Annotated in this window: 18 protein-coding genes; 12 read left to right on the top strand and 6 right to left on the bottom strand. The window is 55.0% G+C overall.

From position 1 onward, the window contains the following. The 5 genes from DK507_RS07825 to DK507_RS07805 all read right to left on the bottom strand — a co-directional run bounded on the left by DK507_RS07825 (nt 1) and on the right by DK507_RS07805 (nt 6,028). Nucleotides 1-978, bottom strand: a complete 978-nt coding sequence (locus tag DK507_RS07825; protein WP_109355819.1) for a nitronate monooxygenase family protein — start codon at nt 976-978, stop codon at nt 1-3. Between the two features lie 73 nt (nt 979-1,051). Continuing rightward, nucleotides 1,052-2,077 (bottom strand): acyl-CoA dehydrogenase family protein, encoded by a 1,026-nt coding sequence (locus tag DK507_RS07820; protein WP_109355818.1) that lies wholly within the window; start codon nt 2,075-2,077, stop codon nt 1,052-1,054. 11 nt (nt 2,078-2,088) lie between these two features. After that, nucleotides 2,089-3,243: an acyl-CoA dehydrogenase family protein gene (locus tag DK507_RS07815; RefSeq protein ID WP_109355817.1), complete on the bottom strand. Its 1,155-nt coding sequence runs from the start codon at nt 3,241-3,243 to the stop codon at nt 2,089-2,091. Nucleotides 3,244-3,268: 25 nt separating this feature from the next. Beyond that, nucleotides 3,269-5,215, bottom strand: coding sequence for an alkyl/aryl-sulfatase (locus tag DK507_RS07810; protein WP_109355816.1), 1,947 nt, complete (start codon nt 5,213-5,215; stop codon nt 3,269-3,271). A 15-nt stretch (nt 5,216-5,230) separates the two neighbouring features. Next, nucleotides 5,231-6,028 (bottom strand): enoyl-CoA hydratase-related protein, encoded by a 798-nt coding sequence (locus tag DK507_RS07805; protein WP_109355815.1) that lies wholly within the window; start codon nt 6,026-6,028, stop codon nt 5,231-5,233. Nucleotides 6,029-6,136: 108 nt separating this feature from the next. Here DK507_RS07805 and gspH point away from each other — a divergent pair, with 108 nt between their 5' ends. Both gspH and gspI read left to right on the top strand, forming a co-directional pair. Then, nucleotides 6,137-6,625: a type II secretion system minor pseudopilin GspH gene (gene gspH / locus DK507_RS07800; RefSeq protein ID WP_109355814.1), complete on the top strand. Its 489-nt coding sequence runs from the start codon at nt 6,137-6,139 to the stop codon at nt 6,623-6,625. Further along, a complete protein-coding gene (gspI, locus tag DK507_RS07795; RefSeq protein ID WP_109355813.1) occupies nt 6,622-7,041 on the top strand; it encodes a type II secretion system minor pseudopilin GspI in 420 nt (139 codons plus the stop codon). The genes gspH and gspI overlap by 4 nt, the downstream gene beginning before the upstream one ends. A gap of 2 nt (nt 7,042-7,043) precedes the next feature. On the opposite strand, the gene purU is transcribed toward gspI, so the two are convergent. Continuing rightward, the gene (purU, locus tag DK507_RS07790) at nt 7,044-7,904 is read right to left on the bottom strand and encodes a formyltetrahydrofolate deformylase (protein ID WP_109355812.1); all 861 of its coding nucleotides are present in this window, start codon (nt 7,902-7,904) and stop codon (nt 7,044-7,046) included. A gap of 126 nt (nt 7,905-8,030) precedes the next feature. Here purU and DK507_RS07785 point away from each other — a divergent pair, with 126 nt between their 5' ends. The 10 genes from DK507_RS07785 (at nt 8,031) to DK507_RS07740 (ending at nt 20,090) form a co-directional block, all read left to right on the top strand. Then, nucleotides 8,031-8,768 carry a 6-phosphogluconolactonase gene (locus DK507_RS07785; protein ID WP_254054298.1) on the top strand — a complete coding sequence of 246 codons (738 nt, stop codon included), beginning with the start codon at nt 8,031-8,033 and terminating at the stop codon, nt 8,766-8,768. Between the two features lie 141 nt (nt 8,769-8,909). After that, nucleotides 8,910-10,445, top strand: coding sequence for an acyl-CoA synthetase (locus DK507_RS07780; protein ID WP_109355811.1), 1,536 nt, complete (start codon nt 8,910-8,912; stop codon nt 10,443-10,445). 12 nt (nt 10,446-10,457) lie between these two features. Continuing rightward, complete coding sequence (locus DK507_RS07775) at nt 10,458-11,750, top strand: cytochrome P450 (RefSeq protein WP_109355810.1); 1,293 nt, start codon at nt 10,458-10,460, stop codon at nt 11,748-11,750. A 114-nt stretch (nt 11,751-11,864) separates the two neighbouring features. After that, a complete protein-coding gene (locus tag DK507_RS07770; protein ID WP_109355809.1) occupies nt 11,865-13,292 on the top strand; it encodes an aldehyde dehydrogenase family protein in 1,428 nt (475 codons plus the stop codon). 134 nt (nt 13,293-13,426) lie between these two features. Next, nucleotides 13,427-14,599 carry an acetyl-CoA C-acetyltransferase gene (locus DK507_RS07765; protein WP_109355808.1) on the top strand — a complete coding sequence of 391 codons (1,173 nt, stop codon included), beginning with the start codon at nt 13,427-13,429 and terminating at the stop codon, nt 14,597-14,599. A 22-nt stretch (nt 14,600-14,621) separates the two neighbouring features. After that, nucleotides 14,622-15,407 carry an SDR family NAD(P)-dependent oxidoreductase gene (locus DK507_RS07760; protein WP_109355807.1) on the top strand — a complete coding sequence of 262 codons (786 nt, stop codon included), beginning with the start codon at nt 14,622-14,624 and terminating at the stop codon, nt 15,405-15,407. Nucleotides 15,408-15,599: 192 nt separating this feature from the next. After that, nucleotides 15,600-16,469 (top strand): crotonase/enoyl-CoA hydratase family protein, encoded by an 870-nt coding sequence (locus DK507_RS07755; protein WP_109355806.1) that lies wholly within the window; start codon nt 15,600-15,602, stop codon nt 16,467-16,469. A 51-nt stretch (nt 16,470-16,520) separates the two neighbouring features. Then, entirely contained in the window at nt 16,521-17,162 is a 642-nt protein-coding gene (locus tag DK507_RS07750; protein WP_109355805.1) for a TetR family transcriptional regulator, read from the top strand. A 111-nt stretch (nt 17,163-17,273) separates the two neighbouring features. After that, on the top strand, nt 17,274-18,449 hold the full coding sequence (locus DK507_RS07745) for a DUF3667 domain-containing protein (RefSeq protein ID WP_109355804.1): 1,176 nt from the start codon (nt 17,274-17,276) through the stop codon (nt 18,447-18,449). 3 nt (nt 18,450-18,452) lie between these two features. Continuing rightward, nucleotides 18,453-20,090, top strand: a complete 1,638-nt coding sequence (locus DK507_RS07740) for an alkaline phosphatase (RefSeq protein WP_109355803.1) — start codon at nt 18,453-18,455, stop codon at nt 20,088-20,090. The last annotated feature ends 84 nt before the right edge of the window (nt 20,091-20,174 follow it).

Raw genomic sequence — 20,174 nt, 5'->3', positions numbered from 1 at the left:
TCAGGCGGCCAGAAAACCTTCCAGGCGTCCACGAATAATTGCGTCGGCTTCATTCATGATGCCGTCGATCAATTCCTTACAAGTTGGAATGTCATTGATCAGGCCGGCGACCATGCCGCAGCTCCATGCGCCCGCATCCATCGTGCCTTCCATCATGATCTGTGGATAGACGCCTGCAACCTGTTCGATAATATCTGTAAATTGCAGATCACCGCCTTTTTCCTTTTCAATCTCGAGCAGCCGTTCAACCGCCGCGTTGTTCAGCACACGCTCGGTATTGCGCAGCGGGCGCATGACGAGACGGGTGTCGAGTTCGCTGGCGGCGACGATTGCATCCTTAACATTCTGATGCACGGGCGCTTCCTTCGTGGCGATGAAGCGCGTGCCCATGTTCATGCCTTCCGCGCCCATGGCGAGCGATGCAACCAATGACCGCGCATCGGCCTGTCCGCCGGAGCTGACGAATGGAATATCGAGTTCATCTGCTGCGCGTGGCAACAGAATCATGTTGGGGATATCGTCCTCACCGGGATGGCCGCCACATTCAAAGCCATCGACCGATACGGCATCACAGCCAATGCTCTGGGCTTTCAAAGCGTGACGCACCGCGGTGCATTTGTGAATGACCTTAACGCCAGCTTCTTTCAGGGCCGGGAGATATTGTGCCGGATTGTTGCCTGCAGTTTCCACTGCCTTGATGTCATTGTCGATAATCGCCTTGATATAGCCAGGATAGTCAGGCGTGTTGACGATTGGCAGGAAGGTGAGGTTCACGCCAATAGGCTTGTCGGTCAGCGCTTTGGCTTTCTTGATTTCCTTGTCGAGATCTTCGGGTGTTTTCTGGGTCAATCCGGTGATGATGCCGAGGCCACCAGCTTCGGACACAGCGGCTGCCAGTTCGGCAAATCCCACATAGTGCATCCCGCCCTGAATGATCGGATGTTCGATGCCGAAAAGTTCTGTGATGCGTGTTTTCATGGGATTTGGTCCTCTTGCATTGGAGTGATTGGAGGCAGTAAGCGTTGCCTCAAGAATCGGTTTAATCGGGCAGTTAACTAGCAATCCAGGCGCCGGTTGTCACGCCTTTCCAAATCTGGTCCGGTGACGTTACGGCAAGCTCAGCGCCGAGCAATTTGGACCAGTGATGCTCATTACCCAGCGTGTCGCGCCAGGCCCATAAACGACGGGTATAATGATGCAGATCATATTCCTGCGTGTAGCCCATGGCCCCGTGCACCTGATGGAATGGCACGGTCACGGCTTCGACGCTGTGACCAATCTGAACCTTGGCAACAACCGCTTCATGCCATGCCTTTTCCGGATCATCGGCGTGGCGGGCCAGCGCGCTGGCAGCCTGTGTCGCGGCCATGGTTGCGGCGGCGCTTTCTGATGCAGCAACGGCCAGTTGATGTTGGATCGCTTGAAATTTCGATAATGGCCGGCCGAACTGCTCGCGGTCCGAGACATATTCGATAGACAGGTTCAGCGCGGCTTCGATAGCCGAGGCCATTTGCACCGCACGGACAGTGAGGATCAGCGCCTCGACTGCGCGGCGCGACAGGTTGGTCGCGGCGCTCGCAACGGGCGTCGCGCCTGAGAAGTCCAGACGCGTATCGCTGTCGGGTGACAAGGCTTGCCCATCAGCCGCCGATGCGTCGGCGGTTTTGTAGAGAGCAATTTCGTTCTTGCTGGCGTCATAGACGGCCACATGACCGGCTGTGCCGGCGAACGGGACGCTGGCGGCATTACCTTCCACAAGCGCAAAAGTGGCAGCGCCGTCGGGAATGGCGACGCCAGCCCGGTCGAGCAACCAGTTGGCGATCAATGTTTCTGCAAAGGGCACCGGCGAGGCTGCCTCTGCGGACACCCAGATGGCGCCGAAAACCTCGTCATAATCGGCACCAAAGCCGCCATTATCTTCGCTCACCCAAGCGAGTGGCAACCCGTTTTCGGCGAGCGCGTCCCATAGGGCTTGCGGATATTGGCCAGCTTCGGCTTCATGCGGCACTTCGCGCCCGCACAGATCGGTGTAAATCTTCGCTGCGGTTTCAGCGACCATGCCTTCTGTATTTATCATCAGCGCTACCCTTATCTCAGGCCCAATTGCCGCGCGGTAATGCCGCGCATGACTTCGGTTGTACCGCCTCGCAAAGTGTTCGGCGGGGACCGCAATATGCCGATATTAAGGATGCGCCGCATTTCATCGCTCCATTCTTCTTCTGGCAGATCGTTAAGCAAGGCGCGTACTTGAAGGGTCAGGTCATTTTCCAAACGATTGCCGAGATCCTTGACCAAAGCAGCCTCGGTTTCCGGTGATACGCCTTGATGGAGCAGATTGGCGATGCCCCAGGACATGCCGCGCAAGGTGCGCAGATTGGCAATCAGCTTGCCGAGACGGCTATGGGAATCCGATCCCAGCTTGCCCCGTAATTGATAGAGCGCCGTTTCAAGCGTGATGTAGCTCGACAAAAACCGCTCCGGCCCAGAGCGTTCCATGGCCAGCTCGCCAGTCACCTGCTTCCAGCCGCCACCTTCTTCACCGAGAAGACAGTCATCCGGTACAATCACATCTTCAAAATAGACTTCGTTGAAATGCGCATCGCCGGACAGGTCGGTTATCGGCTTTATGGTTACGCCGGGCAGGCTGAGATCGATCATGATTTGCGAGAGACCAACATGCCGGTTGCGGCCATCGGCCGGTGAGGTGCGCAAGATGGCGACCATATAATGCGAAATATGCGCACCCGATGACCAGATTTTCTGGCCATTGATTTTCCAGCCACCTTCGACTTTTTCGGCCTTTGTTTTGACGTTGGCGAGATCCGATCCCGCGCCAGGCTCCGAAAGACCGATGGCGAAATAGCATTCTCCAGCAGCAATCCGCGGCAGGATATCGAGTTTCTGTTCCTCGGTTCCATATTGCAGCAGCATGGGCGCATGTTGCCGATCGGCGATCCAATGTGCGCCCACCGGAGCCCCTGCGCGCAGGGTTTCTTCTGTCACAATGTAACGTTCAAGCGCCGTCTTGTCGTGGCCGCCATATTGGCTCGACCAGGTCAGGCCTATCCAGCCGCGCTTTCCCATTTTCTTGGAAAATTCCGTGTCGGAAGACGCCATCCAGCATTCCGGTTCAGGGCGAAAGTTACCTGCCTCTCGCTCCTCTTTAAGGAATGCCTGCAATTCAGAACGCAATTCTTCAAGCGCCGGATCAGGCTGGACCACAGGAAAATTGAAACGCTGCATTAAAATGCCTTTGAGTTGATTGGGATCAAGGTGTCACGACGTTGAATTGCGGGTCTACCGGGTCGAGTGCGCCAAACATAGCTGCCATAAGGGCGGTATCCCCGCTGACCGTCATTGCGCCCGATTGGATTAGTTCCAACGGGTTGGCCTGCCGCAGCAACAGCCGTGTGAAGTCGGTCCGGTTGATCCCGATCTGGGCAGTAGCCGCCTCAGCCTTGCCGGCACGCGGGAACATAACGCTTTTGCCGAAATCAACATTAATCGCTTCCTTGCGATCGGCAAAAGTAAACTGAATTATACCGCCTCCCCCCTGCATTTTTGCCGGATTGAAACGGGTGGCAATGGCGTCGAACAAGTCGATAGCCGCTATGCTGTTGAGCACTTTGGCGTTGGAGCTGGTGACGGTACCAGAGCCCTTGTTGCCTTCCCGCAATTCCTTGGCGCCGACAAGATAGATATTGCGCCACGTGCCTGCTTCCGCCTGAAAGCCGAGTTGCTCATAGCTGGAGGCTAGCCACTTTTTAGCGGTTTCATTGGCTGGATCAGCAAAGACAATATGATTGAACACAGTTGCCGCCCAACGATATTCACCGGCATCAAACGCTTTTTCGCCTACGGCAAGCGCTTTTTCCGCGCCGCCCATGGCCGCTACATATTTCTCCGAAGCCTCCGCAGGCGGCAGTTGATGATAGGTTGCCGGAACCGCATCCCACCAGCCGAAATAGCGCTGATAGACGGCCTTACTATTGTGATTAAGGGTGCCATAATAATCGCGCACGCCAAAATCGCTTTTGGCAAAATCAGGCTCGCCGATATTTTCCGCCAATTCATGCATGGTTGCACCCTGATTGGCCTGACGTATCGTCTGGTCATGGACATAGCGGTACAGACCCCGCTGGTTTCTCAGGGCTGTTTGCACATTTTCACTGCCCCAGGTTGGCCAGTGATGGGAGGCCAATAATATTTCCGCCTTCGCGCCATATTTTTCATACATGGCATCGATAACCTTGCTCCACTTTAGCGTATCACGCACCAATGCTCCGCGCGGTGTCAGCACATTATGGAAGGTTCGCGTTGCCACTTCGGCGCTATGCAAAGCCTTAAATTGTGGCAGGTAGAAAACAAACTCGGCCGGCGCTTCGGTTTCACTGGCATCCATAAATTCGAATGTAATGCCATCAATGACCAGCTTTTCACCATCTTCGCCAATAGTCTTCGTTGGCGGCACCAGCGCCACATCGCCGCGCGACAGCGCTTGTCCCAGACCACCGCCGATATGACCTGTTTTCCCTGCTGGTAAAGTGGTACCAAATTGAAACTGCACCCGCCTGCTCATCGCTGTGCCGGCGATAACTGCTTCGCCGATGGATTCTCTGACAAATCCGTGCGGCGCGATGATCTGGACATCGTCATAGGCAAGATCAAGCTTGCCCAAGACACCGTTGACACCGCCATAGTGATCACCGTGACTATGGGTAAACAAGACTGCACTGACGGGTCGTTTCCCGAGCGTTTTATTGGCCAGAGCCAAGCCAGCCTTGGCCGGTGCGGGTGTGGTCAGCGGGTCTACTATGATCCAGCCTTTTTCACCTGCGATCAACGTCATCTGCGCCAGATCATAGCCGCGAATTTGATATATGCCGGGAACAACTTCAAACAGGCCGTGGATGCTGTTGAGCTTGCCTTGCCGCCAAAGCGAAGGATTTACCGTGTCCGGCGCATCACCTTTTACAAAATCAAACTGGCTCGAGTCCCACGCAACCGATCCATCTTCATTGAGAATCGGTTTTTCGATTTTGGCAAGGAAACCACGATTGGCATTTTCGAAATCATTTTGGTCTGCAATGGGAAGGCGGGCACCAAAGTCCGCATTGGCTTTTTTGGTGGCCTCAGTTGCGACACCCTCAGGCGGCGCGGCATAGGCGGTCGTTGCGATGGCCAATGTTAAAAGCGGAACAACAAATTTTCTCATGATCACTGCCCTCTCTTATTGGCCCTTGAATACCGGCTTGCGCTTCTCCAGGATTGCATCAATCGCTTCCTGATGATCGTCCAGCTGTTGCAGGACCCCCTGGAACAGCGCCGCCTGATCGAGATTTTCTTTCAGCGTCACACTTTGGGCGGTGCGGACCAGTTCCTTGGTTTTGCGGATCGCCAGCGGGGGCAGGGCAACCACTTGCTCGGCCAGTTCGTAAGCGCGTTTGAGCAACTCGTCATTGGCCACAACTTCGGACACCAGACCGTAATCAAGCGCCTTGTGCGCATCAATAAACTCACCGGTGAACAGCATCTGATTAGCGCGGGCCTGCCCGATGATGCGTGGCAGCAGCCATGCCCCACCGTCTCCCGGAATGATACCAACGCGCAGGAAGCTCTCAGCAAAAATCGCATCTTCACTGGCAATGCGAATATCACACATCGTGGTGAGATCGTTGCCCGCACCAATGGCATGGCCGTTTACCGCGGCTATGACTGGAACCGAAATCTCTGCCATGGCGAGCGGAATCTGCTGGATGCCGGTTTTATACCAGTTTTCGATTTCCAGTGGAGACATGTTCTGCTCCTTGGTCATCGCCTTGATTTCATGCAGATTGCCGCCGGAGGAGAAGCTTTTGCCATTGGCGGCCAGAACGACGCAGCTGACACTCGCGTCGGCATCTGCCTTTTTCATCGCTGCAACCAGCGCTTCACAGAGATCGGTGGACAGCGCGTTGCGTGTCTCCGGTTTGTTCAGCGTAATGGTTACCACGCGATCCTGTTTGTCATAGAGAACGACGTCGCTCATAATTTCCCCACCTGCATATTGGTTTGAATCACTTTGTTGTGGCCTCTATCCATTGCAGGCCCGCCCGGCTTCTGCAAGAGAGGGATCGGACCGAACCGATAAGCAGCCATGATGACACCTCGCCAAAACACCTTGCGCAATGCTCATGAAACCGGCTTCACGCTGGTGGAACTCATGATTGTACTAGTGATTTTGGGCTTGATGGCATCGATTGTGGTTTTGTCTTTTCCCGACGGTAGCAACGATCTGGAACAGGATGCGCAAATATTCGCAGCCCGAACGGCCGCGCTGCGCGACAATGCGATTTTGCAATCCCGCCCGATGGCAGTTCAGGTCACGCCTTCCGGCTATAGCTTTCTGGAGCGGCGCAAAGGTGCCTGGTCGGTGATGGAGGACAAACCCTTTCGGTCCACCGACTGGTCGAGTGGGGTGACCGCCTCTGTAGGTGAAACGGGACCGTTGCTGATCAGCTTTGAAAGTACGGGATTGCCCAGCGATCGCGCCGAGGTGCGGCTCAACTATAAGGATTTTGCACGCAATATCATCATTGCACCAATGGGAGACGTCGAATTGGCCGGCGGTGAGGAAGCGCCATGACGGTCTTCAGCAACACCACTGGCGAACGCGGCTTCACGCTGATTGAAATGCTGGTTGCGCTTTCGGTCTTCAGCCTGGCGGCGCTCGCGTTGGTCAGACTGCAGGGCTTTACGACGCGCAATGCAGCCGAACTGGAATTGCGGGTCGTGGCCCAATCTGTTGTCCGCAACCGGGCGGTGGAAATATTGACCGATCCGCGCCCTCCCAGCCTCGGCGAAAGCAGCGGCGAGGAAGAAAATGGCGGGCTCGGCTGGACATGGACGCAAAGCGCGAGGCTGACGGAAGAGGGTAATTTCATCCAGGTTGATATTACCGCACAGGAAAAGATCAACGGCGCACCAGCGACTCTGACCATATTGCGTCCGGCGAATATTGTGCTCGATGCACTTCAGCCGGTATCACCTGCCGAAAACTAGACTTACCGGAACACAACCGTACGATTACCGTTCAGTAATATCCGGTGTTCACCAGCCCATTTGACGGCTTTGGCCAGAACCTGTGCCTCAATATCACGGCCAATGCGGATCATCTCCTCGACGCTCGCCCGGTGGTCAACACGTTCTACCGCTTGTTCGATAATCGGCCCTTCATCAAGATCGGCGCTCACAAAATGCGCGGTGGCACCGATAAGCTTGACCCCGCGCTCATGTGCGCGGTGATAGGGTCTGGCGCCTTTGAAACCGGGCAAAAAACTGTGATGGATGTTGATGCAGCGACCGGCCAGTTTGGTACTCAGATCGTCGGACAATATCTGCATGTAGCGCGCAAGAATCAGATAATCGGCCTGCTGCTCGCTCATGATATCCAATATCGCCTGTTCCTGCTCCGCCCGATTGTCATTGGTTACAGGGAGATGGTGGAAGGCGACATCATGCCATTCGGTTAGATCCCGCAAGCTGTCATGATTGCTGACCACGCCCGCAATATTGACCGGCAGTCCGCCGGTTTTCCAGCGGTGCAGCAGGTCATTGAGGCAATGACTGCCTTTTGAGACAGCGATAACGATATTGGGTTTTTCGGTGCCGCTGACGAGCGTCCAATCCAGCGCATAGCGCGTGCCGACCGCCGAAAATTTCTCGGTGAGAGTATCGAGACTGACCGGAAACTTGTCGCCTGCGCCCTTGAACTCGACGCGCATGAAAAAACGTTCCAGCTCCAGATCGGCATATTGCTGGCTGTCGAGAATGAAGCCGTCATGCTCTGCGAGAAAGCCGGTCACGGCTGCCACCAGACCAACCCGGTCTTCCGCTGTCAGGGTGAGAATATAGTTTTCCGTCATACGCATATCGCCTCTTCGGCTTCCAATTGGCCGAAACTTGGCATTTTGAAAAGCGGGATTTACCCTTGTGCTGATTTCTGCAGGGATTAGAAGCCTCCAAAAGACATCCGAAGGACAGGACGCAATATGAGTGAAGACGAATCTTGGGATATGGATGATTTGCCGGAAGGCGAGGATTCACAGCTCGAATGGTGGGATTTTGATGACCGCGCGGAAATGATCGACGCGGTTGTTGGTGATATCAAATTCATCATCGAAAGCGCGCTCGACGCCCGCGGTGAAGCTTTGCTGGCGCTTCCGGTCAGCGAAGAAGCCATGCCGGTGCTTGAGGCGCTCGCCGAAAAGCAGATTAAATGGAAATATGTCACGATCATTCCGACCGATGATTATCTGGTCCCGGTCGATGATCCGCGCAGCCATGTGAAAGCACTGGCGCAGCTATTTATGACCCGCGGCGCCCGGGTCCTGCCGATCGCTACAGAGAATGAGGACTATCATCTCGCGGGCGGTGCCGCCGATGCGCGGTTGCAGGACACCAAATGGCCACCGGATTTGATCTGGCTCGGCATGGGCGAAGATGGCAGCACCGCCGGTCTGGTCGAAAGCGCCGACCTCGAAGAGGCGCTGGACGGTCCCAAGGAAAAACGGGCCGCCGGGATCATGCCCGACAATGGCGACACACCGCTGGTGACCATTACCAAGGCCGCCATTTGTGAAGCGCGGACGGTTCTGGTGCTGCTGAACGGTGCGGGATCACAAATGTTTCTGGAACAGGCCATTGGCGAAGGCGCTGGCAGCATGGCTTCCATTGGCCGCGTGTTTGCGGATCTCACGGTGCCTGTGGATATATATGTGGAGAATTAGTGAGTTATTGTCTTTGTCTATGACTAGTGGCTGAGACAATCCATTGATTTAACTGCGCGCTTAAACCATGATGGGGAAAACGCGAATCGCGAAGCTCGAACAGGGCAAAGGCGGTCGCCCCCAAATGGAGAGAAGCCACCAATGCATCCTTATCTGCATGCTCAGGAAAATCCCGATAAGCCAGCGGTCATCATGGCCAGCACCGGAGCCGTTGAAACATATGCTGAGCTTGACAAGGCATCGAACCGCCTGGCGCATCTCTTCCGTAAAGAGGGTCTGCAAATCGGCGATACGGTGGCGGTACTGCTCGACAACCATCCGAACTTTTTCGACTTTGCCTGGGCTGCACAGCGCGCGGGCCTCTATTATGTTGCGATCCCGAGCCGCCTGACCGCTGCTGAGGTATCCTATATTTTAAGCGATAGCGGTGCGACGCTGTTGATCAGCTCTGATAGCAAGCAGGGCGTTGTTGATGAGCTGGACAAGCTGAACCCCGGTGTGAAACAATTTCTCTATGGCGTGGAAGACAACCGCGCGATCGAACCAGTACTGGCTGCATTGCCGGACGGGCCGATTGATGATGAGCGCCATGGCACCGATATGCTTTACAGTTCAGGCACAACGGGTCGGCCCAAGGGTGTGCGAATCCCGTTTCCTGAGGATGAAAATATAGCCGCACCCAATGCGCTGGTGATGATGGCGCAAGGCGCTTTCGGGATTCAACCCGGCTGCACCTATCTATCGCCGGCACCGCTTTACCACGCTGCCCCACTGCGATGGTGCATGGCCGTCCACAAGATGGGTGGCACAGTGATCGTGATGGAAAAATTCGATCCCGAGCAGGCGCTGGCGCTGATTGAAAAATACAAGGTCGATGCCAGTCAATGGGTGCCGACACATTTCAGCCGGATGCTCAAGCTTCCGGATGAAACAAGGGCGAAATACGATGTATCCAGCCTGACATGTGCCGTTCATGCAGCTGCGCCTTGCCCTATTCCGGTGAAGGAGAAGATGATCGAATGGTGGGGGCCCATAATTCGCGAATATTATGCAGGCTCAGAAGGCAATGGATTTACCTTCATCAACTCGGAAGATTGGTTGGAGCATAAAGGCTCGGTAGGCAAAGCGCTTCTGGGCATTGTGCATATTTGCGATGAGAATGATGACGAAGTTCCCGTCGGTGAAGAAGGGCAGATTTATTTCGAAGGTGGTGCCCCGGTAAAATATCATAATGACCCTGAGAAAACCAAGGCCGCACATAACAAACATGGCTGGACCTCGCTGGGAGATGTTGGGAAAGTCGATGAGGATGGCTTTCTGTATCTCACTGATCGCAAAAGCTTCATGATCATTTCCGGCGGTGTGAATATCTATCCGCAGGAGATTGAAAACCTGCTCGTCACCCACCCGAAAGTAATCGATGCCGCCGTGATCGGCGCGCCCGACGAGGATATGGGGGAGAAGGTAGTCGCCGTGGTTCAGCCGATGGATATGGCTGACGCCAATGATGATTTTGCACAACAGCTGGAAGCCTATTTGCGGCAATCGCTGTCCGGTGTGAAAGTACCGCGCCAGATAGATTTCCGCGCGGAATTGCCACGCGTGCCGACTGGCAAACTCTACAAACGCCTGCTCCGCGATGAATATTGGGGCAAGACCGGCAGCCGGATCGTTTAAACGGAGGATGATATGAGCGCAGCACCACAAGCACCGGCCTCCGTAGCGTCAACAGTGATCGACCCTGTCGCCTATGCGGAATGGGACGGTCTGCTCGATACATTTGACTGGCTGCGTGAAAATATGCCGGTTACGCGGGTGGAGAATGGCGATCTGCATGATCCATTCTGGCTGGTCACCGGCTATGATGATGTCATGCGGATCAGCAAGGATAACAAGACGTTCCTTAACAGTCCGCGCGGCGTGGTATTCGGATTTCGCGAAGGCGAGGACATCGTCAAAGCCGTGACCGGCGGCAGTCCGCATCTGGTCAATTCGCTGGTCGCGCTGGACGCGCCGATTCATCCCAAATATCGCCGTCTGACCCAGGAATGGTTCATGCCGAAAAACCTCAAGCAGCTGGAAGGGGAGATTAGCGCGCTGGCAAAGACCACGGTTGACCGGTTGGTTGAGGCAGGGCCGGAAGCGGATTTTGTTCCGCTGGTTGCGTCGCCCTACCCGCTCCATGTGATCATGCAGATTCTGGGCGTCCCAGAGGCGGATGAGCAGCGCATGCTGTTCCTTACCCAGCAGATGTTTGGCGGCCAGGATGAGGATCTGAACAAAACCGGCATGGCGAATATGACGGCGGAACAGATCACGCAGTTGGTGATTGGAGCGGTCGCCGATTTCGAAACCTATTTCGCCAAAATAACTGAAGAAAAGCGCGCCAATCCGACCGATGATGTCGCCAGTGTGATAGCCAATGCCAAGGTCGATGGCGAATATCTCAGCGACCGCGACATGGCGGGCTATTATATCATCGTCGCATCAGCGGGCCATGATACGACATCGGCTTCAACATCGGGTGCGATGATGGCACTGGCCCAGGATCCCGAACAGTTTGCGCGGCTGAAAGCTGATCGCGAGTTACTGCCGGGCATTGTCGAGGAAGCCATCCGCTGGACCTCGCCAGTACAGCATTTCATGCGCACGGCGGCTGAGGATGTCGAAGTTGGCGGGGTGTCGGTCAAAAAAGGCGACTGGTTGATGATCAACTATGTCGCGGCCAATCACGATGATCGGGTGTTTGAAAATCCCCGCAAATTTGATGCAGCCCGTTCGCCGAACCGTCATCTGGCCTTTGGTGCCGGTGCGCATCAATGTCTTGGCCTGCATATGGCGCGGTTGGAGATGAAGATATTGTTCAATGAACTGCTCGACCGGATCGAAACGGTCGAACTGGCGGGAGAACCCAAACGGGCGAAATCGAGTTTTGTCGGCGGATTGAAAACGCTACCACTTAGATACACGCTTTCTGAATGAAGGATATGGGCGAAATGATGGTTATGCGCAAAATGACAGGCGCAGTTAGTCTTGTAATAGTTTAGAAGAAACCAAAATAGAAACGAACGGGCAGAAATTCCAAAGGAGAGCGACATGATTACCCAATATAAGAATCTCATCAACGGTCAGATGATCAGCACAGACACCATGCTGGACGTGGTCAATCCCGCCAATGAAGAAGTGATTGGTCAGGTGCCGTCATGCGGCGAGGCAGAGCTGAACGAGGCGGTCGCCGCAGCGCGCGCCGCTTTCCCGGCGTGGAGCAAGAAATCGATCGATGAACGCCGCGCTGTGGTGCAGGCGATTTCCGCCACCATCAAGGAAAATAGTGACGAGCTGTTCCGTCTGCTGACCGCAGAGCAGGGCAAGCCGCATGCACAGGCACAGGGCGAAATTATCGGCGCGTCAATGATGGCCGGCGCGCAGTCCACACTCGACCTCGATGACGAAATCAACGAAGATAGCGAAGAACGCCTCAGCCGCACCCGGCGGGTTCCGGTTGGTGTGGTTGGCGGCATCGTGCCGTGGAATTTCCCGGTCATGATGGCGGTACAGAAGATCGCGCCTGCGCTTTTGTCCGGTTGCACCATCGTTCTGAAACCATCACCGTTCACGCCGCTGACCACCTTGCGGCTGGCGGAACTGATTAAAGATGTCGCGCCGGCTGGCGTGGTCAACATTCTGACCGGCGAAGATAGCCTTGGTCCGCTCATTACCGGCCATCCCGATATCGACAAGATCACCTTCACCGGCTCCACCGCGACCGGCAAGAAGATCATGGAAGGCGCTTCCAAGGATCTCAAACGGATCACTTTGGAGCTGGGCGGCAATGATGCGTCCATCGTTCTGCCTGATGCCAATGTCGAGAAAGTCGCAGAGCAGTTATTCTGGTCAAGCTTCACCAATGCCGGCCAGATTTGTGTTGCGGCGAAGCGCATATATATCCACGAAGATATTTATGACGAGCTAAGCGCGGCAATTGCCGAATATGCCAAACATGTGAAAGTTGGCGACGGCGCGCAGCAGGGTACAGCGGTCGGACCAATTCAGAACAAGAAGCAATATGATCGGGTTCTGGAACTGGTTCAGGATGCCAAGGATAATGGCTATAAATTCCTCGTCGGCGGGGACCATGATCCCGATGTGCCGGGCTATTATATGCCGATTACGATCCTCGATAATCCGCCGGAAGATGCGCGGATCGTGGCCGAAGAACAATTTGGTCCGGTCATGCCACTGATGAAATTCAGCACCGAGGAAGAAGCCATCCAGCGTGCGAATGATAGCGAATATGGTCTGGCTGGCGCGGTCTGGACCGCTGATCCTGACAAGGGTGTTGAAGTGGCCGAGCAGTTGGAAACCGGCACTGTTTGGGTCAACGAATTCCTGCACCTGTCGCCCTTCGCTCCCTTTGGCGGGCACAAGCAATCCGGCTTTGGTGCGGAATATGGCAAGGAAGGCCTTCTGGAATTCACCTATCCACAGGTGATCACGGTCAAGAAAGATAACGTGCCTGCTTAAAAACACAGGTTGCGATTGAAAGAGGCCGGTTATCACTATTGTGATGATCGGCTTTTTCATTTGACGCTAGGGTGACGCAGGTTTAATCGTTCAGTTAAATTTCGGATTCTCAAACAGTTTTAAGGAGCAGGAAGATGGCAGAAGCTTATATTGTAGATGCAGTACGGACCGCAGGTGGGCGCCGTGGCGGCCGGTTGGCGGGCGTACACCCGGTTGATCTTGGCGCGGCAACACTCGACGCAATCGCCGACCGCAATGATTTTGATGCAGCGGCTATCGAGGACGTGATCACCGGCTGCGTGATGCAGGGCGGCGAGCAATCCGGCGATGTTGGCCGCAACAGCGTCTTGGCATCGAAGCTGCCTGACAGTATTCCTTCCGTTTCGATTGACCGTCAGTGCGGGTCATCGCAGCAGTCGATCCAGTTCGCTGCACAGGGCATCATGTCCGGCACACAGGATATGGTGCTGGCGCATGGTATTGAAAGCATGACGCGCGTGCCAATGGGTTCGACCTTTAAGCTGTTCAAGGACGCAGGCTTGGGCACCAACAAGAGTGAACGGCTTGAAGAAGCCTATCCCGGCGTTCAGTTCAGCCAGTTCATGGGCGCGGAAATGCTGGTCAAAAAACATGGCTTTAACCGAGATGATCTCGACGCCTTTGCGTTGGAGAGCCATCAGAAGGCGATTGCTGCGACCGAATCCGGTGCGTTTGAAAATGAAATCGTCGCCGTGAAAGTGGAAACACCAGAAGGCGAAGAAATGCACAAGGTCGACGAAGGCATTCGCTTCGACGCCAGCATGGAAAGCATCGGCGGCGTAAAAGTCCTGCAGGAAGGCGGCGCGATTACCGCAGCCAATGCCAGTCAGATTTGTGATGGTTCCAGTGCCGTTCTGGTCTGTTCGGAACAGGCCCTCAAAGACCACGGCCTGACGCCCCGTGCGAAGATTGTGAATCTTACCGTGACCGCCGGTGATCCGGTGATCATGCTCGAGGAGCCGTTATTTGCCACGGATCGTGCGTTGCAGCGTGCAGGCATGAATATTGGCGATATTGATCTTTATGAGGTTAACGAAGCATTCGCGCCCGTGCCGCTCGCATGGCTGAAGCATACCGGTGCAGACCGCAGCAAGATCAACGTCCATGGCGGTGCGATCGCCTTGGGCCACCCGCTTGGCGCATCTGGCACGAAGCTGATGGCGACCTTGCTCAACGCGATGGAAAACCGCGGTTCCAAATATGGTCTGCAGACCATGTGCGAAGGCGGCGGTCAGGCCAATGTCACCATCATCGAACGTTTGAATTAAGTTTAAAACAGAAAGAAAACTCATGGAACTCAACAACACAATGTCGGCCGTCGTAACGGGCGGTGCCTCTGGTCTCGGTGCAGCGACTGCGCGGCGCTTGGCTGAAAAAGGTGTGAAAGTCGCCTTGTTCGACCTGAACGAAGAAAAAGGCGAGGCGCTGGCCGCTGAGCTTGGCGGCGTTTTCTGCAAGGTCAATGTGACCGAAGAAGAGAGCGTCGATGCCGGCTTTGAAAAAGCGCGCGCGGCCATTGGTCAGGAGCGCATCTTGGTCAACTGTGCCGGTATCGGCAACGCGATCAAGACCGCGAAACGCAGCCGTGAAGATGGCTCGATCAGCCATTTCCCCTTGGATGCGTTTAACTTTGTGATTCAGGTCAATCTGGTCGGCACATTCCGCTGCATCGCGAAATCTGCAGCTGGCATGCTGACGCTTGATCCGCTTGACGACAATGGCGAACGCGGCGCGATGGTCAACACCGCTTCGGTTGCCGCTGAAGATGGCCAAATGGGCCAGGCCGCCTATTCCGCTTCCAAAGGCGGCGTGGTTGGCATGACCCTGCCCATCGCGCGCGATCTGATGGCCGAAGGCATTCGAGTCAATACGATCTTGCCAGGCATTTTCGACACGCCGTTGCTCGCTGGCGCGCCTGATAAAGTGCGCGATGCATTGTCTGCATCCGTACCTTTCCCGAAACGTCTCGGTCAGCCTGACGAATATGCGAAGCTTGCGCTGTGCATGATCGAAACCGGTTATTTCAACGGTGAAGATGTGCGGCTCGACGGTGCGATCCGTATGGCGCCACGGTAATATATAATCTCCTCTCCCCTTGAGGGAGAGGACAGATTTGCTTGTGAGCTTGCTCGCTAGAAAATCTTGGAGAGGGGTGAGAGGAAGCGCCAAGCCAGCCCCCTCTCCAACTTCGCTAGGCAGGCAAGCTGCCAAGCTTTCGTTTCCTCTCCCTCAAAGGGGAGAGGAGTTTTGAAGGAGAGGATCCTCCCCATGACCTACACCCAGATCAAATACGATGTTGCCGACAATATCGCGACCATCACCATCAACCGCCCGGAAAAAATGAATGCCTTCACGAACACCATGTTGAAGGAAATGTGCGACGCATTTGATCAAATTGATGCGGATGACGATGTCCGCGCAGTGGTCGTGACCGGGTCGGGAGATCGCGCCTTTTGCGCCGGTGCCGACCTGACACCCGAAGGCGGGGCAAAGCCCTTTGCCAGCAGCGACCCGGTGGACGATTATTCCGATCCGCGGGTCCGCGACGGCGGCGGCAAGCTGACTTTGCGTATCTATCAATGCCTGAAACCCGTGATTGCGGCGGTTAATGGCGCAGCGGTTGGGGTTGGCGCTACCTTACAATTGCCGATGGATTTTCGTCTGGCCAGCGAGACGGCTCGTTTTGGATTTGTCTTCGCCCGGCGCGGCATTGCCCCCGATGGTGCGGCGAGCTGGTTTCTGCCGCATATTGTCGGGCGGCCGCAGGCGATCGAATGGTGCATGACCGGGCGCGTGTTCAAGGCGCAGGAAGCCCTCGACGGCGGACTGATCCGCTCGATCCACAAGCCCGATGAATTGCTACCGGCAGCCTATGCCTTGGCACGGGAAATTGTCGACAACACGGCCCCGGTTTCGATTGCCCTCACCCGGCAGATGCTGTGGCAAATACCTTGCGCGGATCATCCGATGGAAGCGCACAAAATTGACAGCCGGATCATCTATAATCGCGCAAAATCCGGTGACGCGGCAGAGGGTATTGCCAGTTTCCTCGAAAAGCGCGATCCGGTCTATCCTGACAAAGTGTCGACAGATATGCCAGACACCTTCCCTTGGTGGGAAGAACCTGTTTATAAGTAATCACTTGAGTTGGGGCCATGGAGTAAGGCCCGCCGAGTGAGGGGAAGAGTTATGAGTGCCGACAAACAGGCCGAAAAAAACGGGGAAATCGATGGGGCAAGCGCGCGCGGCAAGCTGATTGAAACAGCCAGCCAGATCATGCGCGAGGGCGATACCATCGATATTTCCTTCAGCGAGCTATCGGTGCGTTCCGGCCTGAACAGCGCGCTGGTCAAATATTATTTCGGCAACAAGGATGGCTTGCTTGAGGCGATTCTAGAACGTGACATGACCAAGATTGTCGAGGATGTCGGGCTTTTGATCGCAAAAGATATGCCGCCGGAGGACAAGCTGCGCCACCATATCGGCGCGGTGATCGATACCTATTATCAATATCCCTATATCCACCGCCTGACCATGCGCCTGATCCGCGATCTGCCACCCGAAGGCGCGCGGGATATTGCCGAGAAATATCTCAAGCCCCTGTCCGAGGCCTATAGCATTTTTGTCGGTGACGGCATCAAGACCGGCGTTTTCCGTGATCTTGACCCGCAGCTATTTTATTCCGCGGTGACGGGCGCAGCGGACCGGTTCTTTACCGGCAAACTGGTATGGAAATATTGTTATGGCCGCGATGATTTCCACGAGAAGATGCGCGATGCCTATCGCGAGCAGACAGTCGACCTGATCATGGCCGGGATTTTGGCGCGATAGCGGCTATGGCCGCGGTTTCATGGTCGCGGCATTGCTGGAAAGTGATTTGGTCAATCGGCTGTTGCTGAAAAGCTACTTGCCTTATTGATCAAATTGGCGAAAACTTGATATATGTCAGGGGAATTTGAAGCAGCCGGAACAGCCATTGAAGGCGCCTTGATTGCGAAAGCGGTTGAGAGCGAGAGTGGCGATGCGACTGGAGGTAATTCCGGCAAGTGCCTGAATTGCGACGCGCCGGTTACTGGCAATTATTGCAACAATTGCGGACAGCCGCTGCATATTCACCGTTCGATCGGTGCGTTTTGGCATGATATCTTGCATGGGGTTCTACATTTCGAAGGGAAATTCTGGCGAACCCTGCCGCTCTTGGCCTGGAAACCGGGAGACCTGACCCGGCGTTATATTCACGGTCAGCGCGCTCGGTTTATCTCTCCCATGGCGTTGTTTTTGTTTTCCGTGTTCATGATGTTCGCGGTCTTTTCCTTCCTTGGCGGTCCTTTTTCGGGAGGTAGTGCGGTCGAGACCGACGAAGACGTCAACATGGGCGTTGTGATGCAAACTGCCGATATCGAAAGACAGATTGCAGAGAAGGAAGCCAAACTGGAGGCGGGTGACACCGTAGATCAGGCGAAATTGCGTCAGGAAGTCCTGGATCTGAAGAAAGGCCGAAATCTCTTGGCGACGATGACCGGGGAAAAAACACCCTATCCTGAGGTCAAGTTGGGCGACGGTGATGTTAAACTGGGCAATTTCACCGATGAAGATATCGACCAATTGCAAACCGGGTTGGAAGATATTCAAGAGGGTAACGTGCTGAACGACGATAGCAGTGTGACCACGGGATCAAAGGAACTCGACAAGACGATCATGGACGGGTTCAGGAAAGTGAACGAAAATCCGGACCTGTTGCTCTACAAACTTAAGGCCAATGGCTATAAATTTGCATGGTTGTTGATCCCGATCTCGCTGCCATTCGTTTGGCTGACTCTCATCGGTCGTCGTGGTTATCATTTCTATGATCACGCCGTTTTTACGACCTATTCGATCAGCTTCATGTCGTTGCTGTTTATTACTTGTGCAGCGCTGGCGGCACTCGGTGTTTCGCAAGAAATATGGGTTATTTTGCTTGTCTTCTATCCCCCATTTCACATGTACCGACAGTTGCGGCATGCCTATAAGCTCTCCAGGATCGAAGCGCTGCTTAGACTTTCTGCCTTGCTTCTCTTCACTGTCATCAGCATGACATTGTTTTTCGCCATTCTGTTTGCAGTTGGGATTCTGGGATAAATTATGACCATAAAAATTGATCGTCGCCAGTTAATGGCTCTGGGCACATTTGGCCTCGGTGCAATGTCTGCACCTGCATATGCTGCTATGGCCAAGGCGCGCGGATTTACTCATGGTGTGGCAAGTGGCGAGCCGTCGCAAAATTCGGTATTGCTGTGGACCCGTTTTGTCGGCGGAGGCGACAGCAAGCTGACCGTTGAAATGGCGCAAGATGTCGATTTTTCCGGTGCGAAAATGGTTGGCGAAGTGACTGCGTCTGCGAGCCGGGATCATATTGCAAAATTTGTCGTTTCGGATCTGGTGCCGGGCCAATGGTATTTCTATCGCTTTGTTGCGCCTGATGGGACCAAGTCGATGGCCGGTCGCACCCGGACGTTGCCACAGGGACCGACCCAGAAATTCAACCTAGGCGTATTCGGCTGCTCCAATCTGCCATTCGGCTATTTTAACGCTTATGCCCATGCCGCTCAGCGCAGCGATCTCGATATGGTGATGCATAGCGGTGATTATCTTTATGAGTATCCGGTCGGCACTTACCCCTCCGAAAAGCAAATGCTGGAAGGTCGGGCGATTGATCCGGGGCATGAGATTGTTCAGTTGGCGGATTACCGGCTGCGCTACGCCGCCTATCGCAGCGACCCCGATTTGCAGCGAATCCATCAGCTTTATCCGATGGTCGCCATGTGGGACGATCATGAATTCACCAATGATGCCCATATGAACGGCGCGCAAAACCACCAGCCCAAAACGGAAGGCGACTGGCAAGTGCGCAAGCGTATCGCTGAACAGGTTTATCGGGAATGGATGCCGGTGCGTGACCGTGATGAGGGCGGACCTCTCTGGAGCGAGTACCAGATTGGCGATCTTGCGACCTTGTTCATGACAGAAAGCCGGATTGGCGGGCGCAGTGAACCGGCAGATTTGGCAGCTGCTTTGCAGGGGCAGGAGAATATCCAGACGGCTCTCGAGACATTTCGCGACACCACCTGGCAAGATTCCGAACGGCAGATGCTGGGGGCCGTGCAAGAGGCGTGGCTCGCCGAAGCAATGGGCAAATCGCGGACATCCGGCACCAAGTGGCAGGTTTGGGGTCAACAATGCGTGATGGGCGAATTGCGCCTGCCGCAAGAGGCCGTGAACTGGCTTGCCGATGATGCGCCGGCTTTCGCGAAAGCGCGGGTGGCGATTGGCGCACTTGCATCCAAAGTTGGCCTGCCGATTAATCTCGACAGTTGGGATGGTTATCCCAAAGCGCGGGAACGCGCGTTGATGGGTGCGCAGGAGGCTGATGCTGATCTGATCGTATTGTCGGGTGACAGTCATAATGGCTGGGCGTTTAATCTGGAAACCAGCGGCGGCGCGGCGGGTGTTGAATTTGGCGGCCATAGCGTGACCTCACCCGGACTGGAATCCTATCTTTCCGGTGCAGACCCACTGACGGCAGCACGTGCGGTTCGGGAAACCAATGATCAACTGCAATGGTGTGATACATCCAATCGCGGATATATGACCGTTTCGCTGACGCCGGAAAAAGCAACTTCTACCTGGCATTTCCTTGATACCATCCGGGCCAAGTCTACCACGATGAAGGGCAGCGAAAGCCGCTCCGTTATGCGGGGGCAGCGGAGTTTGGCGGTTTAGGTGCGGCTCAACAACAATTTGTCCTGACCCCCTCGACATTCCTATCAAAGTTGCGCAAAGCAGCGGCTGCGTAAAATGAAACAC

This window comes from Sphingorhabdus sp. EL138, assembly GCF_900258045.1.
Taxonomy (GTDB): Bacteria; Pseudomonadota; Alphaproteobacteria; order Sphingomonadales; family Sphingomonadaceae; genus Parasphingorhabdus.
The sequence above is the reverse complement of the archived record's forward strand: the minus strand, read 5'-3'. Positions and strand labels throughout refer to the sequence as shown.